This window comes from Aeromonas sp. MR19, from assembly GCF_963899305.1.
Classification (GTDB): Bacteria; Pseudomonadota; Gammaproteobacteria; order Enterobacterales; family Aeromonadaceae; genus Aeromonas; species Aeromonas bestiarum.
The window spans coordinates 257,851-284,434 of record NZ_CAWQWZ010000032.1 but is presented as its reverse complement, the minus strand read 5'-3'; the positions used below and the strand labels follow the sequence as shown (position 1 = coordinate 284,434).

21 protein-coding genes are annotated in these 26,584 nt (G+C 62.1%); 9 read left to right on the top strand and 12 right to left on the bottom strand.

What is annotated here, in order from left to right:
- The first annotated feature begins 125 nt into the window (after positions 1–125).
- A complete protein-coding gene (locus AACQ95_RS15785; protein WP_241279005.1) occupies positions 126–1,079 on the top strand; it encodes a LysR family transcriptional regulator in 954 nt (317 codons plus the stop codon).
- A gap of 165 nt (positions 1,080–1,244) precedes the next feature.
- Here the strand turns inward: AACQ95_RS15785 and AACQ95_RS15780 are convergent, their stop codons facing one another.
- Positions 1,245–1,811, bottom strand: coding sequence for a TetR/AcrR family transcriptional regulator (locus AACQ95_RS15780; RefSeq protein WP_042869217.1), 567 nt, complete (start codon positions 1,809–1,811; stop codon positions 1,245–1,247).
- Positions 1,812–1,998: 187 nt separating this feature from the next.
- Here AACQ95_RS15780 and AACQ95_RS15775 point away from each other — a divergent pair, with 187 nt between their 5' ends.
- Complete coding sequence (locus AACQ95_RS15775; RefSeq protein ID WP_241279004.1) at positions 1,999–3,036, top strand: alkene reductase; 1,038 nt, start codon at positions 1,999–2,001, stop codon at positions 3,034–3,036.
- 205 nt (positions 3,037–3,241) lie between these two features.
- On the top strand, positions 3,242–4,180 hold the full coding sequence (locus tag AACQ95_RS15770; RefSeq protein ID WP_241279003.1) for a bifunctional helix-turn-helix transcriptional regulator/GNAT family N-acetyltransferase: 939 nt from the start codon (positions 3,242–3,244) through the stop codon (positions 4,178–4,180).
- Between the two features lie 55 nt (positions 4,181–4,235).
- Here AACQ95_RS15770 and AACQ95_RS15765 read toward each other — a convergent pair whose 3' ends face one another.
- Entirely contained in the window at positions 4,236–4,694 is a 459-nt protein-coding gene (locus tag AACQ95_RS15765; RefSeq protein ID WP_098980748.1) for a carboxymuconolactone decarboxylase family protein, read from the bottom strand.
- Positions 4,695–4,786: 92 nt separating this feature from the next.
- On the opposite strand from AACQ95_RS15765, the gene AACQ95_RS15760 reads away from it, so the two are divergent.
- The gene (locus tag AACQ95_RS15760; protein WP_241279002.1) at positions 4,787–5,251 is read left to right on the top strand and encodes a MarR family winged helix-turn-helix transcriptional regulator; all 465 of its coding nucleotides are present in this window, start codon (positions 4,787–4,789) and stop codon (positions 5,249–5,251) included.
- Between the two features lie 121 nt (positions 5,252–5,372).
- Here the strand turns inward: AACQ95_RS15760 and prfC are convergent, their stop codons facing one another.
- Positions 5,373–6,962 (bottom strand): peptide chain release factor 3, encoded by a 1,590-nt coding sequence (gene prfC / locus AACQ95_RS15755; protein WP_339357907.1) that lies wholly within the window; start codon positions 6,960–6,962, stop codon positions 5,373–5,375.
- Positions 6,963–7,260: 298 nt separating this feature from the next.
- Positions 7,261–9,123: a diguanylate cyclase gene (locus AACQ95_RS15750; RefSeq protein ID WP_241279022.1), complete on the bottom strand. Its 1,863-nt coding sequence runs from the start codon at positions 9,121–9,123 to the stop codon at positions 7,261–7,263.
- A 213-nt stretch (positions 9,124–9,336) separates the two neighbouring features.
- Between AACQ95_RS15750 and AACQ95_RS15745 the strand changes: the two genes are divergently transcribed.
- The gene (locus tag AACQ95_RS15745; protein WP_098980751.1) at positions 9,337–10,341 is read left to right on the top strand and encodes a sensor domain-containing diguanylate cyclase; all 1,005 of its coding nucleotides are present in this window, start codon (positions 9,337–9,339) and stop codon (positions 10,339–10,341) included.
- A gap of 6 nt (positions 10,342–10,347) precedes the next feature.
- Here AACQ95_RS15745 and AACQ95_RS15740 read toward each other — a convergent pair whose 3' ends face one another.
- Entirely contained in the window at positions 10,348–10,800 is a 453-nt protein-coding gene (locus AACQ95_RS15740; protein WP_241279000.1) for an Lrp/AsnC family transcriptional regulator, read from the bottom strand.
- A 137-nt stretch (positions 10,801–10,937) separates the two neighbouring features.
- Between AACQ95_RS15740 and AACQ95_RS15735 the strand changes: the two genes are divergently transcribed.
- On the top strand, positions 10,938–11,861 hold the full coding sequence (locus AACQ95_RS15735; RefSeq protein WP_241278999.1) for a DMT family transporter: 924 nt from the start codon (positions 10,938–10,940) through the stop codon (positions 11,859–11,861).
- Here AACQ95_RS15735 and viaA read toward each other — a convergent pair.
- The gene (gene viaA / locus AACQ95_RS15730; RefSeq protein WP_241278998.1) at positions 11,808–13,262 is read right to left on the bottom strand and encodes an ATPase RavA stimulator ViaA; all 1,455 of its coding nucleotides are present in this window, start codon (positions 13,260–13,262) and stop codon (positions 11,808–11,810) included. The genes AACQ95_RS15735 and viaA overlap by 54 nt on opposite strands.
- Positions 13,263–13,314: 52 nt before the next feature.
- Positions 13,315–14,922 (bottom strand): ATPase RavA domain-containing protein, encoded by a 1,608-nt coding sequence (locus AACQ95_RS15725; RefSeq protein ID WP_241278997.1) that lies wholly within the window; start codon positions 14,920–14,922, stop codon positions 13,315–13,317.
- 237 nt (positions 14,923–15,159) lie between these two features.
- Between AACQ95_RS15725 and AACQ95_RS15720 the strand changes: the two genes are divergently transcribed.
- The gene (locus AACQ95_RS15720) at positions 15,160–15,648 is read left to right on the top strand and encodes a hypothetical protein (protein ID WP_445290537.1); all 489 of its coding nucleotides are present in this window, start codon (positions 15,160–15,162) and stop codon (positions 15,646–15,648) included.
- 58 nt (positions 15,649–15,706) lie between these two features.
- Complete coding sequence (gene rimI / locus AACQ95_RS15715; protein ID WP_241278996.1) at positions 15,707–16,156, top strand: ribosomal protein S18-alanine N-acetyltransferase; 450 nt, start codon at positions 15,707–15,709, stop codon at positions 16,154–16,156.
- A gap of 8 nt (positions 16,157–16,164) precedes the next feature.
- Here rimI and AACQ95_RS15710 read toward each other — a convergent pair whose 3' ends face one another.
- Positions 16,165–16,710, bottom strand: a complete 546-nt coding sequence (locus AACQ95_RS15710; RefSeq protein ID WP_241278995.1) for a hypothetical protein — start codon at positions 16,708–16,710, stop codon at positions 16,165–16,167.
- Between the two features lie 186 nt (positions 16,711–16,896).
- Between AACQ95_RS15710 and AACQ95_RS15705 the strand changes: the two genes are divergently transcribed.
- Positions 16,897–18,687 carry an AMP-dependent synthetase/ligase gene (locus AACQ95_RS15705; RefSeq protein ID WP_241278994.1) on the top strand — a complete coding sequence of 597 codons (1,791 nt, stop codon included), beginning with the start codon at positions 16,897–16,899 and terminating at the stop codon, positions 18,685–18,687.
- Positions 18,688–18,762: 75 nt separating this feature from the next.
- On the opposite strand, the gene AACQ95_RS15700 is transcribed toward AACQ95_RS15705, so the two are convergent.
- The 4 genes from AACQ95_RS15700 to AACQ95_RS15685 all read right to left on the bottom strand — a co-directional run bounded on the left by AACQ95_RS15700 (position 18,763) and on the right by AACQ95_RS15685 (position 26,566).
- Positions 18,763–19,977 carry an aldose 1-epimerase family protein gene (locus AACQ95_RS15700; protein ID WP_241278993.1) on the bottom strand — a complete coding sequence of 405 codons (1,215 nt, stop codon included), beginning with the start codon at positions 19,975–19,977 and terminating at the stop codon, positions 18,763–18,765.
- Positions 19,978–20,650: 673 nt separating this feature from the next.
- Positions 20,651–21,523 carry a hypothetical protein gene (locus AACQ95_RS15695; RefSeq protein WP_241278992.1) on the bottom strand — a complete coding sequence of 291 codons (873 nt, stop codon included), beginning with the start codon at positions 21,521–21,523 and terminating at the stop codon, positions 20,651–20,653.
- 571 nt (positions 21,524–22,094) lie between these two features.
- Positions 22,095–23,693: a glutamate--cysteine ligase gene (gshA, locus tag AACQ95_RS15690; RefSeq protein ID WP_241278991.1), complete on the bottom strand. Its 1,599-nt coding sequence runs from the start codon at positions 23,691–23,693 to the stop codon at positions 22,095–22,097.
- A gap of 59 nt (positions 23,694–23,752) precedes the next feature.
- Positions 23,753–26,566, bottom strand: a complete 2,814-nt coding sequence (locus tag AACQ95_RS15685; protein ID WP_241278990.1) for a M16 family metallopeptidase — start codon at positions 26,564–26,566, stop codon at positions 23,753–23,755.
- Positions 26,567–26,584: the final 18 nt, after the last annotated feature.

Here is a 26,584-nt window from a genome sequence, read left to right as displayed (position 1 = left end):
CCGACAGCGTGCCGGACGGGCGCCCCCTGAAAAAAATAAGCGTGGCCCGCAGTGTAAGAAGTTGCGCACCTATCCATCAAATGAATAGGATGGATTGTCCCATAAGCACGGCAAATGATCCCACCATGAAACTGCACCAGCTCGACCTCAATCTGTTGCTCGCCTTTGACGCCCTGATGACGCAAGGCAGCGTCACCCGCGCCGCCGAGACGCTCTTTATCAGCCAGCCCGCCATGAGCCACGCCCTAGGTCGGTTGCGCACCTTCTTTGGCGATCCGCTGCTGGTGCGCACCCCACAGGGGATGCTGCCCACCCCGCGCGCCCAGCGGCTGCATCTTGGCGTACAGCAGGCGCTGCGGCTGCTGGAGCAACAGCTCTCCGACGAGGAGGTATTCGAGCCGAGCCAGTCGAAGCGCCGCTTCGTGCTCTGCACCACGGATTATGTGGAGTGCGTGCTGATCCCGCCGCTTATCCAACGCCTCAAGACGCTGGCGCCCGGGGTCACCATAGAGATCCGCATACTGCGCGACACCCTGCCCGAAGCCGAGCTGGCGAGCGGCGAAATCGATCTGGTGCTGGGCTTTGACGAGTACATGCAGGTGCCTGGGTATCTGGGCAAGGAGACCTGGCTCACCGAGCCGCTGGCCGGGCTGGTGCGCGCCGATCTGCCCATCGCCAAATCGGCGACCACCGGGGCCGAGAGCGATCCCTCCCAATGGCAGGAGCGCATCACGCTTGAGCAGCTTATCGCCATGCCCCATGTGTTCCACTCGCCGCTCGGCACCTCGGAGGCGAGCCTGGATCGCTATCTGAAGACGCTGGGCTTTAGTCGCACCATCTCGGTCAACAGCCAGAGCTATATGTCCGCCGCCGCCATCGTCAGCCAGAGCGACCACCTGCTGGTGCTGCCCAGCATGGTGGCCGAACTGCTCGCCAGCCACTGGCCGCTGAAAAGCCTGCCACTGCCAGCGGACGTGCCCGACTATCACCTCAACTGCGTCTGGCACCCCGTTCATGCGCAACAACCGGCTCTGGTGTGGTTAAAAGGGCTGATGAAGGAGCTGGTCAGTCCGAGATAAGCCCGCTGCGTCTGGCATCTCACGTACCATGCGCAACAGCCCGCATTGGTATGGCTCAAGGATCTGATGAAAGAGCTGGTTGGTCCGAGGTAAGCCAGCTGTGATCAGCATCCCCAGAAACAACAGTGGCTCCCGCGGGAGCCACTGTTGTTTATCTGCCTGTCATCATGCTCGCAGGGCCGTCATCAGCTGGGTGACAACCCCATCGAGCAGGGCATGGTCGGGGCGGCACTGGGCGAAGGTGACCAGACCCTGGATGTTGATGAGCAGGAAGGCGGTCAGGGTCGGGATGTCGCGGTCGGCCATCAGCTCACCGCGCTGCTGGGCGAGACTCAGGATCTGCGCCAGATCGGCATCCAGCTCGGCATAGATGGCCTTGAGCCGCAGGTGCAGCTCTTCGTCCTGCTCCGCCAGCTCCATCAGGGTGCGCGTCACCAGACAGGTGCCGCACAGGGCATCGTTCACTATCTGACTGAGGTAGGCCTGCACCCCCGCCAGCGGGCTCTGGCCGGCAAAGAAGCCACGGCGCAACGCGCTTTTTTCCTGCACATAGTGATCGACCGCCGCCAGCAGCAGGCCGCGTTTGTTGCCAAACGCCGCGTAGAGGCTGCCCGGATGCAACCCGGTCGCCGCCACCAGCTCCTGCATGGTGGTCTTGGCGTAACCCTTGGCCCGAAATGCCTCCATGGCATTTCGCAAGACGTCGTCCCGGTTGAACTCGGCGCTGCGCATGGTTTCTCCGTTGAAAAAGCGATCACCGGCGCAGAGCCGATGAGGGGGAACAAAAAGGGCGGCAAGTTTACCCCAGCGGGCAGGCAAGACCAACCCATCTTGAATGCTCGTTCAAAAAAGACTTGCACACAAAACAAAAAACGTCTTGAATGCACGTTCAAGAATCACTCCCTCAGGACAGACGATCATGAATACCCTGTTTCAGCCCTATCGCCTCAACGACACCCTCACCCTCGCGAATCGCTTCATGATGGCACCGCTTACCCGTTGCATGGCGGGCCCGGGCCTGGTGCCCACCGAGCAGATGGCCGCCTATTACGCCCGTCGTGCCGACATCGGCCTCATCATCTCCGAAGCCACCATCATTCGTCCGGACGGCCAGGGCTATCCCAACACCCCGGGGATCTACAGCCCGGAGCAGATCGCAGGCTGGAAAAACGTCACCGGCGCCGTACACGCCAATGGCGGCAAGATCTTCGCCCAGCTGTGGCACGTGGGTCGCCTCTCCCACCCCTTCTTCCACCATGGCGAGGTGCTGGCACCGTCTGCCGTCGCTCATGAAGGCACGGTACCGCGCATGCGCGAGCTGGTCTATCAAGTGCCACGCGCCCTGACCGAGAGCGAAATCGCCCAGCTGGCCGAGGATTACGCCCAGGCCGCCGCCAACGCCATCGAAGCGGGCTTTGACGGGGTGGAGATCCACGGCGCCAACGGCTACCTCATCGATCAGTTCCTGCACCACTCGAGCAACCTGCGCAGCGATCAGTACGGTGGCAGCCCGGAGAACATGAGCCGCTTCGCACTGGAAGTGGTGGATGCGGTCAACGCCCGCATCGGATCCGAGCGGGTTGGCCTGCGCCTCTCCCCCGGTGCCTATGTGCACCTTGAGGGTGACCAGCGGGATCGCGCCGTGTTCGACCATCTGCTGAGCGAACTGAATCGGCGCGCCCTGGCCTATGTGCATCTGGGCATCTTCGATGACAGCCTCACCTTCGACTATCTGGATGGCCGCGCCTCCGACTACCTGCGCGCCCACTACGACGGTCATCTGGTGGGGGTGGGTAACTACAGCGCCGACACGGCCCTGGATGCCATCAAGGCCAACCGCTTCGACCTCGTCGCCATCGGCCGCCCGCTGATCGCCAACCCGGACTACATCGCCAGGGTGCAGAAGGGCGAGACGCTGGTTCCCTATGCCGACGCCATGCTGGCAGAGCTGGTGTAAGCGCGCCGGTTCATGACCGACCAAGGATGGGATCCGCGCCTCCGGGCGCGGGTTTCCAATGTTTGGGCCCCTTACGGGCCCTTTTTTATGCCCGTCCTCTCCTTGCCCGCCTCATGCTCCACCATTCAAGCCCCATAAAAAGGTTGCTAGTGACAACTTGTTGACTATATTGGTTGTTGACGACAACCAAATAGGAAGCCCTGATATGGATCCCCGTCCCCTGCGCGCCCTGTCGCGCGATCTGGTTCGCGAACTCGGCATGCTCTCCCAGCAGTGCGGCGAACTGGCGCTCACCCCGCTAGAAGCCCATCTGCTGATCGAGCTGGAGAACGGCCCCGCCACCAACCAGCAGCTGGCAGAGCGGCTGCGCATCGACAAATCCAACGCCAGCCGTCCGCTGGCGCGGCTCGCCGAGCGCGAACTCATCAGCTGGCACCCCCATCCGTCCGATGGCCGCAGCAAGGAGGCGCGCCTCACCATCGCCGGCCAGGCCCAGCTGCTGGATCTGCATCAGGAGATGGACAACGCCATGGAAGAGACCCTGGCCCAGCTTACCCTGAGCGAGCGCGAGCAGCTGTGGGCCGGCCTGCGTCTCTACCGCAGCGCCCTCTCCCGCGCCCGCCGTCAGCAGGGCTACCGCATCCGTCCCATCACAGCCGCCGACAACCCCCATATTGCCGCCGTGGTGCGCGCCGTCTCCGCCGAATACGGCCTCACCGCCGACAAGGGCTATGGCGTGGCCGACCCCAACCTGGATCGACTGCACGAGACCTACCAAGGGGAGAAGAGCCGCTACTGGGTGATCGAGGGGCCCGATGGCACCATCCTCGGCGGCGGCGGCATAGCGCCGCTGGCGGGGGAAGAGGATCGGGTCTGCGAGCTGCAGAAGATGTACTTCATGCCCTCCCTGCGCGGGCTGGGGCTGGGGCGGCGACTGGTGTTGCAGGCGCTGGACGAGGCGAGAACCCTGGGTTACCAGCGCTGCTATCTGGAAACCACCGAGGTGTTGCGCGAGGCGACCACGCTCTACGCGTCGCTGGGTTTCGAGCACCTGCCGGGGCCGCTCGGCTGCACCGGCCACGATGCCTGCGAGATCTGCATGGTGCTGACGCTTGGCACCGGCGATGGCCAGACGCTCGCCTGAGACATGGGGTCGAGGATGAGAAAAGGGCGGCACTGGTGCCGCCCTTTTCTTCTGCTTAAAGCTGAGCGGCGGGCGGCACGAAGCGCAGCGCCACCCCGAGCCGGTTCCAGCTGTTGATGGTGGCCACAGTCACCGACAGCTGCACTATCTCGGCTTCGCTGAAGTGCTCGCGCAGCTCCCCATAAAGCGCATCGGGCACCCCGGCCTCGGGCAAACGGGTCAGGCACTCGGTCCAGGCCAGGGCCGCCCGCTCAGATGCAGTGAAGACGGTGGCATCGCGCCAGGCAGCCAGCTGATCCAGCCTGGCCTGCCCCACTCCGCTGCGACGGGCGATATTGAGATGATATTGCAGGCAGAAGCTGCAGCCGTTGAGCTGGGAGGCGCGCAGCTTCACCAGCTCGCTCAGCTCCTTGTCGAGGCCGGCGTCGTCCACCGCCTTGCCGGCGGCGATCAGGGCATCGTGGGCTGCCGGCAGCAGCTGGCGAAAGTGGGGGTAATCGATGCGGGTGCTCATTCTGGTGTTCTCCTTCGTCATGGCTTAATATCAGGACACGAACAACATATCAGCCCCCTGACATGATAGACAAGCCCCTTGTTGAGACTGGATTGAAACCAGAGACTCCCACCCCCGGCGAAGGCAAGCGTGGCGAGGCGGGCCACCTCGGCTACCTGCTGCGCCAGGCCGCCGCCGCCCAGCGCCTGCGCATGGAGCGGGCACTGGCGGACTTGCCCGTCACGGCCCCCCAGTTTGCCCTGCTGACCATGCTGGATGCCTACCCCGGCAGCTCCAACGCCGAGCTCGCCCGGCTGACCCTGCTCACCCCCCAGACGATAAGCCCCATGGTGACCAGCCTGGAGCGCAGCGGCCTGCTGGCCCGCACCCCTCACGCGGTCCATGGCCGCATCCAACAGCTCAGCCTCAGTCCCGTCGGGGCTGAACTGCTGGCGCAGGCCAAGGCCAGGGTCACCCTGCTGGAGCAGGCGCTGGCGGCCCCCCTCGATGAAACCGAGCTGCGGCTGGTCAAACGCTGGCTGGCGAGCCTCGCCAGCGGCATGGAGGGCGAGGCCTGACACCATCCAGGCCAGTCTCCAGCTGACCCTTCCCCCATCCGATCCTTGATCGCCATGCAAAAAAAGACCCCGCCTGGGCGGGGTCTTCTTTTATCTTGTCAGCCTATCGGGCAAGCGCTTATCAGTGCTCGCGAGTCTGACGGAAGTGAACGTCCGGGTGACGCTCCTGAGACAGACGCAGGTTGACCATGGTCGGGGCTATGTAGGTGAGGTTGTCACCGCCATCCAGCGCCAGGTTCAACTCGTTCTTGCGCTTGAACTCCTCGAACTTCTTGACGTCGGTCCCTTCCACCCAGCGGGCGGTGGAGACGTTGACCGCCTCGTACAGAGCCTCGACGTTGTACTCGCTCTTCAGACGCGAAACCACAACATCGAACTGCAGCACACCGACGGCGCCGACGATGAGATCGTTGCTGATCAGCGGACGGAACACCTGCACGGCGCCCTCTTCGGAGAGCTGCACCAGCCCCTTGAGCAGCTGCTTCTGCTTGAGCGGATCGCGCAGGCGGATGCGGCGGAACAGCTCGGGGGCGAAGTTCGGGATGCCGGTGAACTTGAGATCCTCACCCTGGGTGAAGGTGTCGCCTATCTGTATGGTGCCGTGGTTGTGCAGACCTATGATATCGCCCGCGACGGCCTCGATGGCCTGCTCCCGATCACCGGCCATGAAGGTGACGGCATCGGAGATGTTCACGTCCTTGCCGATGCGCACATGGCGCATCTTCATGCCCTTGCTGTAAGTGCCGGACACCACGCGCATGAAGGCGATACGGTCGCGGTGTTTCGGATCCATGTTCGCCTGGATCTTGAACACGAAGCCGGAGAATTTCTCCTCGGTCGCCTCGACCAGACGGCTCTCGGCCTTGCGCGGCATAGGCGCCGGCGCCCAGTCGGTCAGGCCATCCAGCATGTGGTCGACGCCGAAGTTGCCGAGCGCGGTACCGAAGAAGACAGGGGTCATCTCGCCGGCGATGAAGGCCTCGTGATCGAACTCGGGAGAGGCGCCCTGCACCAGCTCCAGTTCACCGCGCAGCTGGGCCGCCAGATCCTCGCCGATGGCAGCGTCCAGATCCGGGTTGTGCAGGCCCTTGACCACCCGCTTCTCCTGGATGGTGTGGCCCTGACCTGTCTGGTACAGATAGACCTCGTCCTTGTAGAGGTGATAGACACCCTTGAAGGATTTGCCGCAGCTGATGGGCCAGGTGATGGGGGCGCACATGATCTTGAGCTCGCGCTCCACCTCGTCCATGACTTCCATGGGATCGCGCACTTCGCGGTCCATCTTGTTCATGAAGGTGAGGATGGGAGTGTCCCGCAGACGGGTGACTTCCATCAGCTTGCGGGTTCTGTCTTCAACACCCTTGGCGGCGTCGATGACCATCAGGCAACAGTCGACCGCCGTCAGGGTACGGTAGGTATCTTCGGAGAAGTCCTCGTGACCCGGGGTATCGAGCAGGTTGACCAGGCAGTTGGCATAGGGGAACTGCATCACGGAGGTGGTGATGGAGATACCGCGCTGCTTCTCCATCTCCATCCAGTCGGATTTGGCGTGCTGGCCTGAGCCACGGCCCTTGACGGTACCGGCGCGCTGAATGGCCTGTCCGAACAGCAGGACTTTTTCGGTGATGGTGGTTTTACCCGCATCCGGGTGCGAGATGATCGCAAAAGTGCGTCTCTTGGAGACTTCACTCAGAAATTCAGCTGACATAATTCAACGTTCTTCTATTGAGCGATGGCCTTGGCCACCGTGGGAATAAATCCGGGATGCCGCATTCGACTCACGGCACATTTGCATGTATGCGGCCTCGGGTCCGCCGGCATACACAGGACTGCATGCAACTAACGCCACACGGGCCGGCACCGAGGCCAACCGGGTGGGACAGGGGAAACGGGTTGCATTACATGGGTCTTCTCGCCTGAGTCAAAGCAAAATTGCGCGACATTATACCCGCGCGAGTGAAAAATACCCAGCCCGGCTTAGGGCCGTTCGCGAAGGGCGCCGGAGCGCCCTACTCGGCCCGCATCACCCGATTGCGGCCGGCCTGCTTGGCCCTGTACATGGCCTCATCGGCTCGCTGGATCAGATCCCCCAGGCTGTCGTCGAGGGGGCTGTATTGGGCACAGCCTATGCTGACGTGCACCGGATGCCCCTCCGGCATTCCCTCGATGCGCAGCTGGGAGACCCGATGGCGGATCCGCTCCGCCACCTCGACCGCCTCCGCCATGCAGGTGTCGGGCAACAGCACCAGAAACTCCTCGCCGCCGTTGCGCCCCACCCTGTCCAGGGTGCGCAGCTGGGCGGCTATGCTCCTGGCGACGGCCGCCAGCACCTGATCCCCCATGTGGTGGCCCAGCCTGTCGTTGACCTGCTTGAAGTGGTCTATGTCCAGGATCAGCACGCACAGGGACTTGCCCTGCTCCCTCGCCTGCTTGAACCAGGCCTGTCCCTGGGCCTGGATCTGGCGGCGGTTGTGGATGCCGGTGAGGTCATCTGTCATGGCGAGCCGACGCAGCTTGCGGGAGCGGTTGAACTGGTACAGCGCCAGCATGCCCATCACCACCAGCAGCAGGATCACCACCAGGTATTGCCATTGCCGCCGCTCCTGCAACTGCTTGAGCTTGGCCTCCTGCAACAGTTGCTTGGTCTTGAGGGCCTGGTTCTCCAGCTCCTTGCGGGCCAGATCGAACTCGAAGCGCATCTGCAGGGAGCGCTGCTCCCTGAGCACCTGCTCGAGGGCGTGCCGGGTCTGCACGTACAGCTTGAGGCTGGCCAGGGCCGCATTGACCTGGCCCTGCTGTTCGAGAATGCGGGCCCGCACCTCGTAGACCCGTGCCAGGAAACGCTGGTTCTTCTCCCTGGCAAAGATGGGTTCGGCGTGCGTCAGGTAGTAGAGCGCCTTGGTCGGATGGCCCAGTGCGTCCTCCGCCATGCCCATCACCAGTTGCCAGTGGGCCAGGGTCACGCTGTCGACATCCTCGCGGCTGCGCAGTATGACATCGGCCTGCTGCAGTCTGGCCATGGCCTCGGCCACCTTGCCCTGGTTGATCAAGATGGTGGCCATTTCGATCTGGATCCAGGCCAGCAAGCCCTCCTTGTGTTGCGAACGATAGAGCTGCTCGGCCTGCGCCATCAGCGGCAGGGCGCGGTTGAACTCCCCCATCTCGGCATAGAGCAGCCCCTGCTGGGAGCGAATGTCCACCAGCCGCTCCTGATCCCCCAGGGTGCTGTAGTCGCGCTCCAGCTCCTGAAAGTAGCCTTCGGCCCGCGCATAGAGCCCCATGCGCCGGTAGGCGTTGGCTATCTGGGACAACACCTCCCGCGCCTTGCCATCCTGCCCCAGCGCCTCGAAGCGCTTGTGTGCCTCGATGAGCTCCATCAGCCCCTCGGCCAGCTCCCCCTGATAGGCTTTCATGTCGCCACGGTAGCTGAGGATATCGGCCTCCTGCACCCTATCCCCCAGCCTGCGCGCCAGCACCAGCGCCTGTTCGTAATCGGCCCCGGCCTGCTCCATGTTGCCCAGCATCTGCTGGTGAAAACCGCGACAGGTGAGCAGGCCGCTCTCGGTGATCCTGTCCTTGCGCTCACGGGCAAGGGCCAGCTCCTGGTCGGCAAAGGCCACCACGGCGCGATATTCGCTGTCCCGCTCGGCAGACATGGCCCAGCACTGCAGCCGGACTATGCGGCCCTGCACCTCGGGCGGGTAAGCGGCGCGGCTCGCCACCAGGGCGGCGATGCGCAAACGGAACATGCGGTCTGGCTGGAATCCCTCCTCCAGCAGTTGCAACTCTCGGGACAGTTGCGGCTCGACGAGCGGCACCCTGGCCGCCCAGGCGGGGGCACCGCACAGGCAGGTCAGCAGGATCAAGGTCATGATGCGTTTCATGCCGGTTCGGTTTCCCCATTCGATGGTGCTGGCACTCGGATGCCCCATCATATCTCTCCTTGCCCATGGGCACAGCAACCAGAGTGAGGGAGAGAAACACCACAGGTTCAGGCTGGCCCTCACACTGGCGTTCTCATCCCCTTTACAGGAGGAAAATCAGCATCGACTATAGCGACATTCACCACAGGGAAGAGTGCCTTCATGACACACGAGGAGCTGCAGGCCGCCTATGACAGGCTGCTGCAGGAGAATGAGCGGCTGAAGCGGGTGGCCGAGGATGCACGGGAGAAGCTGGAGGCCGCCATGGACGGCACAGGCCTGTGCATCTGGCAGAATCACGTGCCCACCGGCAAGCTCATCATCTTCAACCGGCGCTGGGGCGCCATGCTCGGCTACCAGCCCAAGGAGCTGTCGGCCCACTTCGATGTGTGGCGCGAACACCTGCATCCGGAGGACAGGGAGCGGGTGTTGCAGGCCTTCTTCGATCACCTGAGCGGCAAGAGCCCGTTTTATCAGGCGATGCACCGCATGATCGCCAAGGATGGCAAGATCACCTGGGTGCTGGATCGGGGCCGGGTGGTGGAGTGGGATGAAGAGGGCAAGCCGCTGCGGGTGATGGGCACCCACATCGATATCACCCACGAGAAGGAGTATGAGCAGCAGCTGGCCCAGCTGGCCCACCGGGATCCCCTCACCGGCCTGCTCAACCGCACAGCGCTGCAACGCCAGTTCCCGCAGACGTTCGAGGCCATCTGCTTCATCGATCTCGACGACTTCAAGCAGGTCAATGACAACCTGGGCCACAGGGCCGGGGACGAGCTGCTGATCGCCCTCACCCGGCGACTCAAGGCCTGCTGTGAGGAGGGGGTCAGGATCGGCCGCCTCGGCGGCGACGAGTTCGTGTTGCTGCTGCCCTGGGCCAGCGAGGATCCCCGCACCAGCCACCTGGCCCGCCGCTGCATAGATGCCATCTCGACCCCGTTCGAGCTGCCCAACGGCGACGCCGCCGTGGGGCTGAGCATGGGGATAGCGGCGATCCGGCCACAGGATGACTTCAGCACGGCGCTGGCTCGGGCCGATCAGGCCATGTACAGGGTCAAGCGCAGCGGCAAGCGGGGCTTTTACGTCTCCCAGCCGAGCGGTCAGCCGCTGCTGGATCAGGAGCAGGTGAACGAGCGCGGGCTCGGCCACCAGCCCTGTACCTGAACCTGGTCAAATGGGCAGCGGCCCCATCACCTTGACCGCGCGAATGGCGAAGTGGCTGCTGATGTCGTTGACCATGTCCTGGGACTGCAACCGCCGGATCCACTGCTCGTAGGCGGGAAGGTCGGGCACCACCACCTCCAGCAGGTAGTCGTAGTTGCCGGAGACGGTGTGACAGCTGATCACCTCCGCCATGGCCGCCACCGCCAGCTCGAAGGCCTCCACCAGCGGCTCCCTGTGCTGGCTGAGCCGCACGTTGACGAAGATGGTGATGCCAAGGCCGAGCTTCTCCCGCGCCAGCACGGCGCGATACCCCCGTATGTGGCCCTCCCCCTCCAGCCGCTTCAGGCGCCGGGCACAGGGGGAGGCAGACAACCCGACCCGCTCCGCCAGCTCCACTGTCGTGAGGCGCCCATCCTGTTGCAGCAGCCGCAGCAGATGTAAATCAATCCTGTCGAGCATCTTGGTGATATCCGGTAAAAATCCATTTTGGATTGGCTGAAACTAGCAATTACACCCGAATTTCTCAAACAGTTTGCCCTGCAACACCCTCCCCCCTGGCGAGATAATGACCCGGGACACGCCATGGAGGGAGCCCTATGTCATTCACACTGTCACCCCGTTGCAGCGGCTGGGCCGCCGCCCTCGCCACCGTGCTGCTCTGGTCCGGTTTCTTTCTCTCCCTGCGCCTCGGCGCCGAGGAGAAGCTCCCGCCACAGGCGCTGGCGCTGCTGCGCTTCGGCATTCCGGCCCTGCTGCTGCTCCCCTATTACTGGCGTCACCGCATCCGCCTGCGCCGCACACCCCTGCGCTGGCAGCTGGCCATGCTGGCGGGGGCCGGCCTGCCCTTCTTCTGGCTCGGCGCCACCGGCATGCAGCTGGCCCCTGTGGCCCAGGGCAGCGCCCTGATCCCGGGCACTGTGCCCCTCATGGTCAGCCTGCTGGGACTGCTGCTGTGGCGCGCCCCCTGCCCCGCGCAGCGGCGCTGGGGGCTCGCCCTCATAACGCTGGCTACCGCTACCCTGTTGCTGGGCGGAAAACCGGGATTGTGGCAGGGACAAGTCTGCTTTCTGGGGGCGGCCCTGCTGTGGGCCCTGTTTACCCTGGCGGTCAGACGCAGCGGACTGGCGGCGCTGGATGCGGCCGCGCTGGTGGCGGTGCCGTCGGCCCTGTTGCTGCTGCCGACGCTCCTGTGGAGCCCCTTGCCCGCCGTGAGTCATGCCAGCGTCTGGCTATGGCAGGGTCTGCTGCAAGGGATAGGCGCCGGCTTGCTGGCGGCGCTCTGTTACGCCCACGCCATCCGCACCCTGGGCGCCGAGGTCAGCTCGGCGCTCGGCTCGCTCACACCCGTGATGGCGGCCATGCTGGCCTGGTGGCTGCTGGGGGAAACCGTCACGCCGCCGGTGTGGCTGGCGCTTGGCCTCTTGTGTGTCGGGGTTGTGCTGGCCAGTCTGCCGGCACGGCGCGTTTCAGCTGCGCTGCCAGCGGCGCAGCAGGCGACCGCGCAGGCCGCAGTCGAGTAGCCAGCTGTTGTCGAACACCCGCAGCAGCGCCGGCTTGGCGTGGCGGGACATGGCGACGGCGTGGAAGCGGGTCTGCTGCTTGCGCTGGCGGTTCATCCGATCCAGCAGGGCGTGGGGCAGGCTCTGGGCGATGAAGTCGGAGACCACCAGCACGTCGGCCCTGGCGAAGGCGGGATCATCGAGCTTGATCAACGCCTTCTCGAGGCAGGGCACCAGATCGGTGCCGCCGTGAAAACTCATGGAGAGGAAGCGCTCCGCCTTGTCCAGACCCGTGTCTGCGGTGATCTCCAGGGTCGCCACCTCGGTAGAAAACAGCATCAGATAGCAGCCCCGCTTCTCGTCCATCGCCACCTTGAGCAGGGCCAGAAACAGCGCCTTGGCGCACTCCTCCGGATAACCGCCCATGGAGCCCGAGGTATCGATGCAGACGATGAAAGGGCCCCGCTGCTGCAGCTGATGGCCCCCCAGCTCGGGAGTGCGCAGAAGGAGACGCTGGCGCGGCAAGGTGCCCCGTGACTGGTAGCTGAGCAGGCGCCGCTCCAGATAGCGGCGATAGAACTCCAGCTCCAGCTCAGGCAGGGCCAGCATCACGGCCTCGCTCGGCAACAGCCGCATCAGATCGCTGGCGGGGTGTATGCCCACCAGATCGTCCGGCACGTCGTCGGTCTGCACCTCTTCCAGCTCGTGTACCTGCACCGGCGGCACCGGGGACTCGTTGGCCCGGTTGTCCTGCTCGCTGCGCCCCAGCAGGTTGGCTATCTCGGCCAGCAGGGGTTCACGCTGCAGCATGCGGGCGTACTGCTTGATCAGCACCAGGCTGCGCTTGTGCCAGCTGCCCTGGGCCAGATCCCAGAGGCCGCCGGCCGAGATCTGGTTCGGATCCAGCGCATCGGCCAGGGTGCGGCTCGCCAGCAGCTGATCTTCTATCTCCTGGCGCTGCTTCTCCCGCTCCGCCTCGGCGATCTGCTGCTGCAGCTGCAACAGGCTGCCCACCAGGCTGGTGCGCCACTTCTCCATCAGCAACAGCCGCTGACTGTCGGTGGGGTGGGCCATGATCTGGCGCACCAGGCTGCGCGCCTCGCCGGCGAAGGGGCTGAACTGTTCCAGCCCGTCCAGCAGGGTCGGCAGGCGCCCCATCAGCTCGGCCAGCGACAGACCCTTGTGCGCCTGATACAAGCGGTACTCCTGCTCCAGCGCCACCGGCACCGGCTTGTGGCGCATCTCCTCGCCGAGCTGCTCGCTCCAGCGCCAGATGCGCTTTTGCAACAGCTTGCCCTGCAGCGGGGAGCGCTTGATGAACTCGGAGATCTTGGGCGCCGAGGCGAGCAGCAGCGCCATCTCCCCCGCCAGCTCCCCCTCGCCGATGAGCAGCCCCAAGTCCATCATGCCGATCTCAAGCATGGCGACCTCCGCCGACATGGCTCATGGCTACCCCACTCACGCTCCCCATGGCTCAGGCGTCCAGCTTCGGCAGGCGATCGTGCCAGTGGCTGATGTCGCTGCGCAGCTGCTCCAGATCCCGGTTCAGCACGAAGAAGCTGTCTTCCACCTGCTGCAGCCAGTGACGGCCGATGAAGAGGTGCTGCTGATGGCGCTCGAACAGGCCGCGCTGACGCTTGAGCTCCTGTTGCAGCAGGCCGCTCTCGGCCAGCAGTCCGGTGAGCGCCGCCAGCCAGGGGGCTATCACCACCTCGGGGATGGCAGTGCGCTCCACCAGCACCAGCGGGATCTGCTGGCGTTGCAGGTCCAGCACCTGCAGCCGCAGCTCGTCGTCCAGCACCAGCTCGTAGTGCCCCTCCTTGGGGTTGCCGAGCGGCCAGCCCACCAGCGCCTCGCCGGTGGGGTGCCAGTGCGACAGCAGGGTGCGATCGAACACCAGAGTCTCGATCAGCCGCTCCGGATCGTCGCCATCCAGCGCCGCCGGGGTGAGCAGGTTGAAGTGCACCAGCTTGCCAAACGGACGAGCGTTGGCCAGCGGGATCTGGATGCCGCGGGCGCGGCGTCCGAACCACTGCTGGCGCTGTTTCGCCTTGCAGCACAGGCGCTGGGCCACAGCGCTCCTGAGCTGCTTGAACTGATCCCGCAGCCCCATCAGCTGGCGGGTCATGGCCAGCTGCTGGTAGCCATAGAGGCGGGAGAATTCGGTCATCATCTCCAGCAGGGCGGTGCGGGAGGCATCGTCGTGCCAGAGGCAATCCTTGAACAGCAGCAGATCCAGGGGGGCCACCTCGTCGCGGCCGTTGAAGAAGGCGCTCGCCTTGATGAGCCTGACCGCCTTCTTCCAGCGCCGATCCGACACGTAGCAGCTGTGGGCCAGCTGGCTGTCGAGCTGTTGGCGCAGCTGATAGATGAGCTCGAAACAGTCGTCGGGCAGCCGCACCTGGTCGATCTGCGCCTGCCAGGCCTCATACTCTTCGCTGTGGATCTGCACCGAGGGCGGCAGATTCTGGTGGGATTGGCCATCGCTCGCCAGCATGGCCTGGAAGTTGGCCTTCTCCTGCACCCTGTCCATCCAGATCCGCACCAGCATGCGATCGTAAAGCGCCTCCAGCCCGCTGTCCGGCGCCGGCAGCTCGTTGGAGGCGGTCACCAACAGCCGCATGGGGATGGGGTGCTGGCTGTCGCCGTTGCGAAACTGTCGCTCGTTGATGGCGGTGAGCAGGGTGTTGAGGATGGCGGGGCCAGCCTTCCAGATCTCGTCGAGGAACACCACCTCGGCCTCCGGCAGGTAGCCCGTGGTGAGCCGCAGGTACTTGCCATCCTCCTTCAGCGCCTGAATGGAGAGGGGGCCGAACACCTCCTCCGGCGTGCTGAAGCGGGTCATCAGGTATTCGAAGTGCCGCGCCTCATGAAAGGCCAGCTTGAGGCGGCGGGCGATCAGGCTCTTGGCAATGCCGGGCGGGCCCAGCAGGAAGACGCTCTCGCCGCTGAGGGCGGCCAGCAGACCGAGCCGCAGGGCATCCTGGCGCTCATACAATCCCTCGCCGAGGGCCGACAGCAGGCGTGGCAAGCGTTCATGAATGGGGGCAAGGCGAAAATTCTGTGGTGCTAAAGGTGGCATAAGCGCACTTCCGATACTGGGGTTGTCTGGAACCGGCACACCCGCGACTCGGTCGAATGTTCCCTGTTCTGCTTATTGTATTGTGTCGAGGCCACCTGCGGGAAAAACCGGCGGGCGCATGGGCGCTGGGCCACCACTCCTGGCTAAAACATACCGCAAAAGATGCAGCAAAACGCGTTCGAGTGTACCCTGCGCAGAGCTTTTTTCACCAATGCAGATCAAGACAGAGCCACAGCCATGCAAGATCCCGAGCGTCAGAACGCACATCAGGCGCCATCCCTTGAGCAAAGCGGCCTCACGCCCGACCTGATGCGTCAAACCCTGTTGGCCCGCATGGGCATACAGAGCTGGCAACTGCGCCGCCCGGCCCTGCTGGGGCCCCATGCCGCCCCAGGCGACCAGGAGGCCGCCGAGCCAGCCCCTGCTCGGGATCTGCCCTCCGTCGAACTGGCCCAGCCTGAGCTCGACACGCCGCCGGCCGGCAAGCTCTGGATCCTGGCCCCTCGCCTGCCCGCCCCGACCCTGCTGGCGGATCTCTGCCAGCTGCTCGGCATAGGCGTCGACGAGGTAACGCTGCTGACCACGCTGCCCGCCGGGCACAGGCCCCCCCAGCTCTGGCTGGAACGGGCCGACCCCGCCTGGCCCGATGCGCTGGTCTGCCCGCTCACGCCGACACCGGCCCAGAAACGGGCCCTGTGGCAGCAACTCAGATCGCGCCTCGGTTAAGCGACCCTGTCGCCCGGATCTGCCCCCTTTCCTTCCGCCGCCCCGACCCGGAGCCACCATGCCTGAGTTTCGTCCCCTGCTCGAGACAGATTTCGAGCTGATTTACCCCATAGAACAGGCCGCCCACAAGGAGCCCTGGAGCCAGGCCAACCTGATCTCCTGCTTCGGGCCGCGCTATCTCAATGGCTTGATGCTGCTGGATGGCCGCCCCGCCGGTTTCTACATCTCGGATCTGGTGGCGGGCGACAGCTCGCTGATGAACATCTGCGTGCACCCCGACTTTCAGGGCAAGGGGCTGGGACGGGCGCTGCTGAAGGCCTATCTGGCCCGCAGCAAGGCGAAGGGGGCCGAGGCCTGGTTCCTGGAGGTGCGCGACAGCAACAAGGCAGCCATCGGTCTCTACGAGAGCGAAGGCTTTGCCGAGTATTGCCGCCGCGCCGATTACTACGGCACCGGCCAGGATCGGGAAGACGCCGTGCTCATGTCCCGCCTGTTCGACTTCGGCTAGCCCGCCTCCTACAGCAATGGCGCATTGTCGAGGGCCGGATCCTGCAGGCTCTGGGTGGTATGCAGCACGGCTTCGAAGCCGGCCGCCGACAACGGCATGAAGAAGCCGCGCCGCCAGGTGACGCCCGGCATCCAGATCTGCTGGAGATCCACCGCTATCTTGATGGGCTTGAGCGGTTCCCCCGGCTGCTGCACATAGATGCCGGGCGGGGTCGCCACCTGCGGGAAGCGGCGCAGTATGTGCTCGCTGCCATCCCCCGCATCCGGGTTGAGCCGCACCTTGACCAGCCTGGCCAGCACGGGCTCCATCTCCTCTGACTGCCACAATGTGGCGTCCAGTCCTTTGCAGCGTCGGCACTTGGCGCGCTCGATCACATAGAGCAGCGGATACCCCTTGTGCAGGGCCAGCTGCTGCGCTTTGGCGTATCCGTCAGCGCCTATCAGCCAGGGGTTGTCTTGCTCGCTGGCCATATCCCCCAGCGCAAACCAGAGCCCGCCGGCCCCGGCCAGCAACAGCAATGCCCCCGTGACCACGCCCTTGATCCCGACACTCATTGTTCACCCTCCCTGAATGGCTCCTCTTGGTCATCGACCATCATGCCTCAAGCTCGCCCGGATTGCTGACTTTGTGATCCAGGACAAACAGCGCACACTTGTAAGCTGTAATCTTAGAGTTTAAACTCCAGCGCGATTTTTAGTGCCCCTGCGGGCGTACAACTGTTACTTGAGGATGTTTGACTGATGCCGAAACTCCATCTGGTTCAACTGATGCGTGAACGTATCGCCCGGCTTGGCAACAAGGCCGCCCTGCGCGTACAACAGGATGGCCAGTGGCGTGCCATCGGCTGGCGAACCCTGGGACAGGCCATGGACTACTGTGCCCAGGCGCTGATCCGTGCCGGCCACCAGCCCACCGAAATGGTGGGTCTCTATGCCCGCAACATGCCGGAGTGGACCCAGGCCGATCTCGGCATCCTGGCCGCCCGCGGCGTCAGCGTGCCCATCTACCCCACCAGCACCCTTGAGCAACTGCGCTATATCGTACGCGACGCCAACATAGGTCTGCTGTTCGTCGGCGAACAGGCCCAGTTCGATCAAGCGCTCACCCTGTTGAAGGATGGCGAGATCCGCCAGATCGTCGCCCTCGATGGCAAGGTCAACCTGCGTGACTGCCCGGCGGCCAGCCACTTCCAGGCTTTTCTGGTCTCCGGCAACCATCAGGCCAGCGAGCAGGAGTTGCGGGTACGGGAAACCCAGTACCGGATGGACGACCTGCTGACCCTGATCTACACCTCGGGCACCACGGGTGAACCCAAGGGGGTCATGCTCGATTTTGCCAACATCGCCGCCTGCTTCGAGATGCACAACAGCCGCCTCGACCTCAACGAGCAGGATGTATCGCTGTGCATGCTGCCGCTCAGCCACGTGTTCGAGCGCGCCTGGACCTACTACGTGCTCTACTGCGGCGCCGAGAACGTCTACATCCGCGATCCGCAGAAGGTGATGGATGTCATCGGCGAGGTGCAGCCGACCGTGATGTGCGCCGTGCCGCGCCTCTACGAGAAGGCCTACGCCATGATCCAGGCCAAGGTGGCTCAGGCGCCACGCCTGCGCCGCGCCCTGTTCGGCTGGGCCACCGGCGTCGGCAAACAGCTGGTCGCCAGCCGTCAGGCCGGCAAGGCGACCTCGCCGCTGCTCTACGCCCAGCTCTGGCTGGCGGAGCGACTGGTGTTTCGCAAGCTGCGCGCCCGCTTCGGTGGTCGCACTCGCTTCCTGCCGGTGGCGGGCGCCCGCCTCGCCGACGACGTGAACTTCTTCTTCCAGGCCATGGGGCTCAACCTCAAGTACGGCTACGGCATGACAGAGACCACGGCCACCGTCTGCTGCTACGAAGACCACCAGTTCAAGCTGGGCTCCATCGGCACTGCCCTCAGCGGAATAGAAGTGAAGCTGGGTGAGAGCAACGAGCTGCTGGTGCGCTCCCCGACCGTGATGCGCGGCTACTACAACAAGCCAGACGCCACCGCCGAGGTGATGACCGAAGACGGCTTCCTGCGCACCGGCGATGCGGGCGAGCTCGACGGCGACGGCAACATCTACTTCGCCGAGCGCCTCAAGGAGCTGATGAAGACCTCCAACGGCAAGTACGTGGCACCGCAACTGGTGGAGGGGACCATAGGCAAGGATCGCTTCATCGAGCAGATCGCCATCGTCGCCGATGCCCGTCACTTCGTGTCGGCGCTGATCGTGCCCTGCTTCGAGTCGCTGGAGGAGTATGCCCGCTCCATCAACCTGCAATACCAGTGCAAGACGGAGCTGCTGCGCAACTCCCGGGTGATGGAGTTCTTCGATGCCCGCATCCAGGATCTGCAAAAGGAGCTGGCCAAGTTCGAGCAGGTGAAGAAGTTCACCCTGTTGCCGAGTGCCTTCTCCATGGAGCTGGGGGAGATCACCCCCACCATGAAGCTGCGCCGCAAGATCATCGAATCCAAGTACCAGAGCGAGATCGAGGCCATGTACAACCATGTCTGAGCGTGCCCACGCCTGATCCCTCGCCGGACATGAAAAAGCCGCTTCAAGAGCGGCTTTTTGCTGTTTGCTTGCCACTCAGGGCAGCTTGACCAGCGGCTGCTCACGCAGCTCTGTGGGACGACCTGCCTGGATCTTATCCACCTGTGCCAGCGCCTGCTTCACCTCCTCCCCATTTCGCAGCAAACGATAGGTCAGATCGAAGGTCTTGGTCTCCCCCGGCTGGATCTTGGGCACCAGCCCCAGCGGACGCTGGTACTTGGTGCTGTAGGCATAGCTGGTGCCGGGCTCGATGCCCGTCACATAGCCCTGGGCCCGGGTATCGGTGTTCTTCCACAGGGTCAGCACGGGCAACTGGTGCGTGTTGTAACCCATAGCCACACCGGCGCTGCCCTGCCGGTTGTTCAGCACCGCCAGGGTATTGCCCTCGGCGTCGCTGTAGGGCACCAGATTGAATACCATCTCATCGAAGCCCTTGGTCGGCCCCAGATAGGTTTGCCAGCTCTTCAGCCCCGCCTTGGCGTAGTCGTTGAACGGGGAGATCTGCTTCACCGGGGTGCTGACGCGCGCCCCCTCCTCCAGGATCGGCGTCCCGAAGTTGCTGTGATAGATGATCTGGTACTCGTTCTCGTAGTCGGCGTGGTTGGTCAGCTTGTCCTGCAGGGCAAACTCCGCCTGACCTGGCACTACGCTCAGCTGGGTCCAGGTGACCAGCTCGCTCATCTTGAAGGTGCGCTCGTCCACCCGGCCCAGCACATGAATGGCATAGGGCGGCTCCTCGTCTATGGTCACGCTGACCACGGACGCCGGTATGTTCTGCACCCGGCCATGCAGGCTCTTGAGGCGACCGTCGTCGTCCACTCCGGGGTGGCCGGTCCACTCGTAGCCGCAGCGCACCAGCATCTCGTTGAAGCCATCGAGCCAGCCGAGACCGGCGCGGCTCTCCAGATCGATGAAGGCCGGGTTGACCACCTCCTTGACGGGGGAATCCCAACCGAGGCGCACATCGGCCCCCTTGACCTCCTTGATCCCCATGCCGCGGGTCGGCACCAGGGTAATCTTCATCACGCCGTTGTCGACGATGAGCAGATCCACCCCCTCCTGACGCCCGCCGTGCAGGCGCTTCTTCTCGACGGAGAAGGGCACAGGGCTCTTGATCCCCAGCTTGTCGCTGCTGATCTTCCAGTCCCCTACATCCAGTCCCTGCTGGGAGTCGGTCAGCAGAAATTCGGCGGCCTGGCCCGAGCTCGCGCCCAGGGCGAGCAGTACGGCAATGGAGAGTCTCTTCAACATGGATTTATCCTCGTGTCTCTTGTTCTTGTGAATGGTTTTTGTGAAAGCTGAATCGTTTCAGTTGCCGTGACGTTAGGCGCCCACGGCGCAAGACTCAAGCCGCAAAAGAGGGAAATGTGAGCGGATTGACAATAAAAGCCCCACCCGCCCTGCTGAAGTGAAGGCTGACTCACACTTATTTTCGGGCAGTAATAAGAGGATCGCTCATCGAACCCACCTGATTGGATCTTAGTGATGGACAACCACCACCTGACTGGTACTGTATCTTGCAAAATTATATCGAGCAGAAAATTATATAATTAAAAATATGCCCACCATACTTTTTTATTTTAAGTGCTATAGCGTTAAATTTAATTACGATATGTCTGCCCTAAAACTAAACTATTCTACGTTCGTCTTTACCCAACTGGGGCGCAGTGTTTTGTAAATATAGTTGGCTATATAAAAGGCCAGAAGATAGGGTGAGCATATAAACTTATTTAATCTATCGTTCTACATGGATATTGTAAGTAACATACCCATATACCAATGAATACATTAACTACTTTTAAATAACCAGTTAAAACATAAAAACCAGGAACACATGATTGTGCTCCTGGTTTCCAATCTGGATTAGGCTCAGTCAATTAACATTTAATACTAAAATTTCACCTTATAAAGGTGATAAGGTCATCTATCTTACAAATACCATTAACTGGTTGCTATAAGCAGCCTGTTGCTTAGGATGCCAGTTCGACTTTACCCATAAATTAGGGTAGCCAAGCGACCACTCATCTTTCTTATAACCATAGAAGCTGCCTTGATTATCTCTACTGCTTGGATGACCAACTACGGTATAATCTAAATTAGCGGTATTACAACCAGACTTTTCTGCATGAACAATTTTCGCTTTACTTAAATTATTATCAAGTGGAGAGCAGAATGCAGGATTACTTGCCTGAGAGATGCTCATAATACCCCATAGCTTTGTGTTTGGCTGCATAAACAGTATTTCTGTAGATTCATCCTTTAGTTGTGCCCATGCACCAGGGTTTAGATATTGATTACTTGTCAGAGATGTCAATTTATCAACAGGAATATGAGGGTCTTTATTAAATCGGACAGCAACCAAACGCCATCCACCGCCATCAATATCAGCATTACAATATAAATTATGATACCACCCAGTTTCTGTCGCTAAACGGCAATCTGGATTCTCTTCCTCACCCCACTCAATTCTAAAATCCCCCTCCCTCCCATTCATATCGTACCAAACACCTTGATATTGCCGTTCAGCTATCATCTTACCTAAATAATACGTGGAACTTTCATTTACATTTTGCTTTAGTTGGAAGAGCTTGTTTCCTTCCATAAACTCACCCTTTATATCTCCCCCTAAGCGCCCAGGGGAAATGATATTACCATCAAGATTGACAATAATAGTCGATGATGATGATGTTGCCTTATCTATTTTTCCATCAACCCATTCATCCCTGACAATCCGGTAGTCCTGTTCAGCTGCAGATAAACCGACAGGAAGTAATAGTGCCAACATTATCGCTTTCATACATACTCCATTAATGGCTCATTAAAATAATATGATACCATATAACAAACCAAAAGGAGGGCTCATATGGGGCATTTACTTTCAGTTAAACAAGTGAACCAATTGGTGTGTGAATCTAGGAAATATAATATTATGTCTAACAAAAACCACCTAAAACAAGACATAATAACGCAACTTATTTATTAATATACGTATCCATAAATAAGTATGGCTTACAAATCTCACCACATATTTCAGGGCCTAGATGGTACAAAGTGTTAAGTAAGCACCATGAAACTGCTCGCGGACTTTTAAATTTTCCGTGATTTAGCTCCAAGGATGCGGATTCCAGTTTGAACGCTGCAGTAAATGAGCAACATAGCCTTGTCATTAAACTTCTTTAGCTATGGTTGCAACAGTACAGTACCACCTAAAATGTTGTCCTAGATGACTCTCCAACTACAAACAGCACAGACAACGAGTAGGTAATAAAAAATATTAAAAGACTTGGGTATTCATACGAAATACGTTGGGGAAAGACGCAATAAAAAAGCCGCTCCAGGAGCGGCTTGCGGATCGAAAGGCGGACGGATCAGGTCGTGGTCTGGCGGGTACCGAAATAGTCGGCCAGGAAGTCGTCGAACGACAGGCTGTCGCTGCGCTCCCGCTCCCGCTGCTTGGCCAGCGATTCCCGCGCCTCGCCCGCGAAGTAGGCCTGGTCCCAGTACTGCAGCTCGCCGGCCAGCATCTCTTCCCGATAGCGGCTCGCCAGCTCGTCGCCGAAGCAGCCGTTGTCCTGACCGCTCTCAAGCAACTGCTTGAGCAGGCGGGCGGAGTAGGTGAGCTCGGGATTGAGCAGCTTCTCGCGGTGCATGGCCAGCGTCTCGCGGTAGCGGTTGCGGCCACAGCAGCGATCCAGCAGGGAGGCCACCTGAGCCAGCTCGTCAAACAGCTTGAGGCCGTACTCCTTGAGGCCAATGGCGTTGCCCTGCTCATCTTCAAGCTCCAGGCCGGGGCGACGCCCCTCCAGCACCACCTTGTTCTGGTTGCGGCGATTGCGGGCAATCTCCTCGTCACCCAGCACGGGAGACGGGCGCAGCAGGCACCAGACCAGGAACAGATCGAAGAAGCGGATCTGATCCACATCTATGCCGAACGGGGTGAAGGGGTTCACGTCCACGGTGCGCAGCTCTATGTATTCGATGCCGCGCTGCTCCAGCGCATCCGAGGGTTTCTCGCCGCTGCGCGGGGTGCGCTTGGGCCGGATCGGGGCGTACAGCTCGTTCTCCAGCTGCAGCACGTTGTCATTGAGCTGACGGTACTCGCCGTTCACCTTGACCCCTATCTTGGCAAACTCGGGATCATGGGTGCTGATGGCGCGGCGCAGGCTGGCCACATAGGCGGGCAGGTTGTCGTGGCTGATATTGAGCTTGCTCTGGGAGCTGCTGGTGTAGCCGAGATCAGACAGGCGCAGGGCGGTGGCATAGGGTAGATAGAGGGTACCCTTGCCGGTCTTCTGGAACGGCAGGCTGCTCTTGCGCCCCTTGAGGAAGGAGTCGCAGATGGCAGGGGAGGCGCCGAACAGATAGGGCACCAGCCAGCCGAAGCGGTAGACGTTGCGAATAAGCCCCATGTACTTGTCGGAGATGAAGCGCTGGCTGCAGCAGCCCTCGCACACCAGATCCTGCCACTCGCTCCAGAAGCTGTCCGGCATGGAGAAGTTGAAGTGCACCCCGGCGATCACCTGCATCAGGCTGCCGTAGCGGTTCTTCAGCCCCTGCCGGTAGAGGGTCTTCATCCGCCCTATGTTGGAGCTGCCGTACTGGGCCAGCCGTATGCTCTCCTCGTCGCCGACGAAGCAGGGCATGGAGAGCGGCCAGATGCGCTCGTCACCGAGATGATGGATGGCGTGGCGATGAATGTCGCCCAGCTGTTCGATCAGGCTGTCGATGGAGTCGGTGGCCGGGGTGATGAACTCCAGCAGGCTCTCCGAGTAGTCGGTGGTGATGTTGGCATGGGTCAGGGCCGAGCCCAGACTCCTGGGGTGATCCGTCTGGGAGAGGGTCCCTTCCGGCGTGATGCGCAGACATTCACGTTCGATCCCGCGCCGGATCCCCTTGAGGGCCGTCAGCCGTTCCGGCGAACCCAGGGCGGTCAACAACTCGGTGAGTGACAAGCTAGTAGTAGTCATATTCACGGCTCATGTGTGGCCGCCCCACAGGGGGGCGGCGCTATTTTTATGAAGCGCCCTCAGGGCAGCTGCAGCGGATAGATGGGAAGATGAAGCTCCTTCAGGGGTTTTTCAAGCTTTTGCTTGTCGCCCACCACCACAATCACCATGTCGGCCGGATCGAGCCAGCGGGCGGCGCTGGCTTTGAGCGCCTCGGGTGACACCGTTTTGATCAGCTGGTTCTGGGCCTGCACATAGTCCGGCTTCAGGTCATACATGATCATCTGCAGCAGGAAACCGGCCTTCTGACCAAGGGTTTCGTATGAGAGCGCATCCTGCTGGGAAACGGCGCTGCGCATGTAGGCCAGCTCCACCGGGGTCGGGCCGGTCGCGCGGTAGCTGTCCATCTCCTTGAGGAACTGGCGGATGGCGTCCACGGTCGCATCGGCCCGCACATTGGCGCCGGTGGCGAAGGTGCCCACCTCGCGGTTGGCGGAGAAGCCCGAGCTGGCCCCGTAGGTGTAGCCCTTGTCTTCGCGCAGGTTGAGGTTGATGCGGCTGTTGAAGTTGCCCCCCAGGTTGAAGTTCATCAGCCCGGCGGTGAAGTAATCCCCCGTGGTATCAAACGCCATGGCGCGACGACCGATGCGGATCACCGACTGAGGCGCCCCCGGCTTGTCCACCAGATAGATACCCGGCTTGGCCTGCTCACCCTTGGGCTTGAGGCTGCCGAGTACCGGCGTGGCGCCCTTCCACTGGGTCAGGAAGCCGAGTTGATCCTCCACCTGCTGCTGAGCCACATCCCCGACTACCACTACCTTGGCGTTGGTCGGGTTGTAGTAGTTCTGATAGAAGCGCTTCACGTCCGCCAGGGTCAGCTTCTCGACGTCGGCCAGCACACCGTCACCCGGTTGACCGAGGCGGTTCTGCTTGCCATAGACCAGCTCGCGGAACGCCTGGCCTGCCAGCCACTCCGGCTGCTGTTCGCTCTGTTTCATGCCTTGCAGCATCTGCGCCTTGACCCGCTCGAAGTCCGCCTCCCGCATGCCGGGCCGCTCGAACACCTCGCGCACCAGCGCCAGGGTCTGGGGCAGCTTGTCGGTCAGGCTGCTGATGGTGACCAGGTTGCTGTACTGGGCACTGGAGACGCTGACGCTGGAGCCGAGCTTTTGCAGCTCGTCGCTGAGCTGGGCCTCGGTCAGGCGTACCGAGCCCTGTCCCATCATGCTGGCGGTGAGGCTGGCGAGCCCCAGCTCTCCCTTGCCTTCGGCCCGCATGCCGCCCGGCAGGGCGACCATGATGGAGACGGCCGGGATCTCGTCACTCTGGGTGCCGATGATCTCGATCCCCTTGTCGAGCTTGCCGTGCCAGATGGCGGGCACCTTGACACTGACCGCATCCGCCGCCTTGGGCTGCACGCTGCGATCGAAGTTGTCCTTGACCGGGCGCAGCGCCAGCGGCTCCCCATGCTGGCTGTAATCGGGCAGCTCGCGCTTGGCGGGGGTAAAGTTCGGCTTGGTCACCTGCCAATCCGTCTTGCCCTTGGGCACCACGCTCAGCACCACGGCCGGCTTGTCCACGATGAACTTGTCATAGGCCGCCTTGACCTGCTCTGGGGTCACCTTGCCGATGGCATCCAGGCTCTTGAACACATAGTTGGGATCCTGGGCAAACACCTGGCCCATGGCGAGCTGGCTCACCTTGCCTGAAACGCTGTCCAGACCCCAGATGGCCGAGGCGCGATAGCTGCTGATGGCCTTTTCCAGATCCTCCGGCTTGAGGCCGCGACCGGCAAACTCGCCGATCACCTTGTCCACTTCCCCCTTGAGGGTCTTGAGGCTGCCATCCACCGCCGGGTTGGGATAGGCGTAGACGGTCAGGGTGCAGGCCAGCTCCTCGCAGTAGTGGGAGGAGCCCACGTCTATGGCCTTGCCGGTTTTCACCAGCGACTGGTAGAGCATGGAGCTGGCGGAGCCGCCGAGCACGTCGGCAAACATGTCCAGCGCCGGCTCCTGCGGATCGCCGAGGGCGACGGTCGGGTAGCTGATGTAGAGCAGCGGCAGATGGACCTTGTCTTCCAGCGTCACGTAGCGGGTCTCGGGCAGGCTCACCGGCTCCGGGGTCGGCTCGGCCACGTCAGGACCGCGCGGGATGGAACCGAAGTACTGCTCGATCCAGGCCAGCGCCTGTTTGGTATCGAAGTCGCCACCCAGGGTCAGGGTGGCGTTGTTCGGGCCGTACCAGCGCAGGAAGAACTGCTTGAGGTCATCCACCCCGACCCGGTCCAGATCCTCCACATAGCCGATGGGCTGCCAGGAGTAGGGATGGGTGCGCGGGTAGAGCGCCTCCCCCACCTTCTCGCTCACCAGGCCATAGGGCTGGTTGTCGATGCGCTGGGCGCGCTCGTTCTTGACGGTGGCGCGCTGGATCTCGAACTTCTTCTGGCTCACCGCATCGAGCAGGAAGCCCATGCGATCCGCTTCCAGCCAGAGCACCTTCTCCAGCTGATTGGCCGGCACAGTCTCGTAATAATTGGTGCGATCCTTGTTGGTGGTGCCGTTCATGTCGCCACCCGCCTCGTTGATGATCCGCATATGCTCCTGATCGCCAACGTGTTTCGAGCCCTGGAACATCATGTGTTCGAAGAAGTGGGCAAACCCGGACTTGCCCACCTGCTCGCGGGCCGAGCCCACGTGATAGGTGACGTCGAGGTGCACCAGGGGATCTGACTTGTCGGGTGCCAGGATCACGGTCAGACCGTTGTCCAGCTTGTACATCTGGTAAGGGATGCCGAGCTTGCCCTCTTCCTTGACCTGCTCCGACACCAGGGTGGGGGCTGCCAGCACGGGCAGGGTGAAGCCCAGAAGAAGACTTAATGGAATGAGTTTGTTCACGGTTACCTCGTGAGTGAA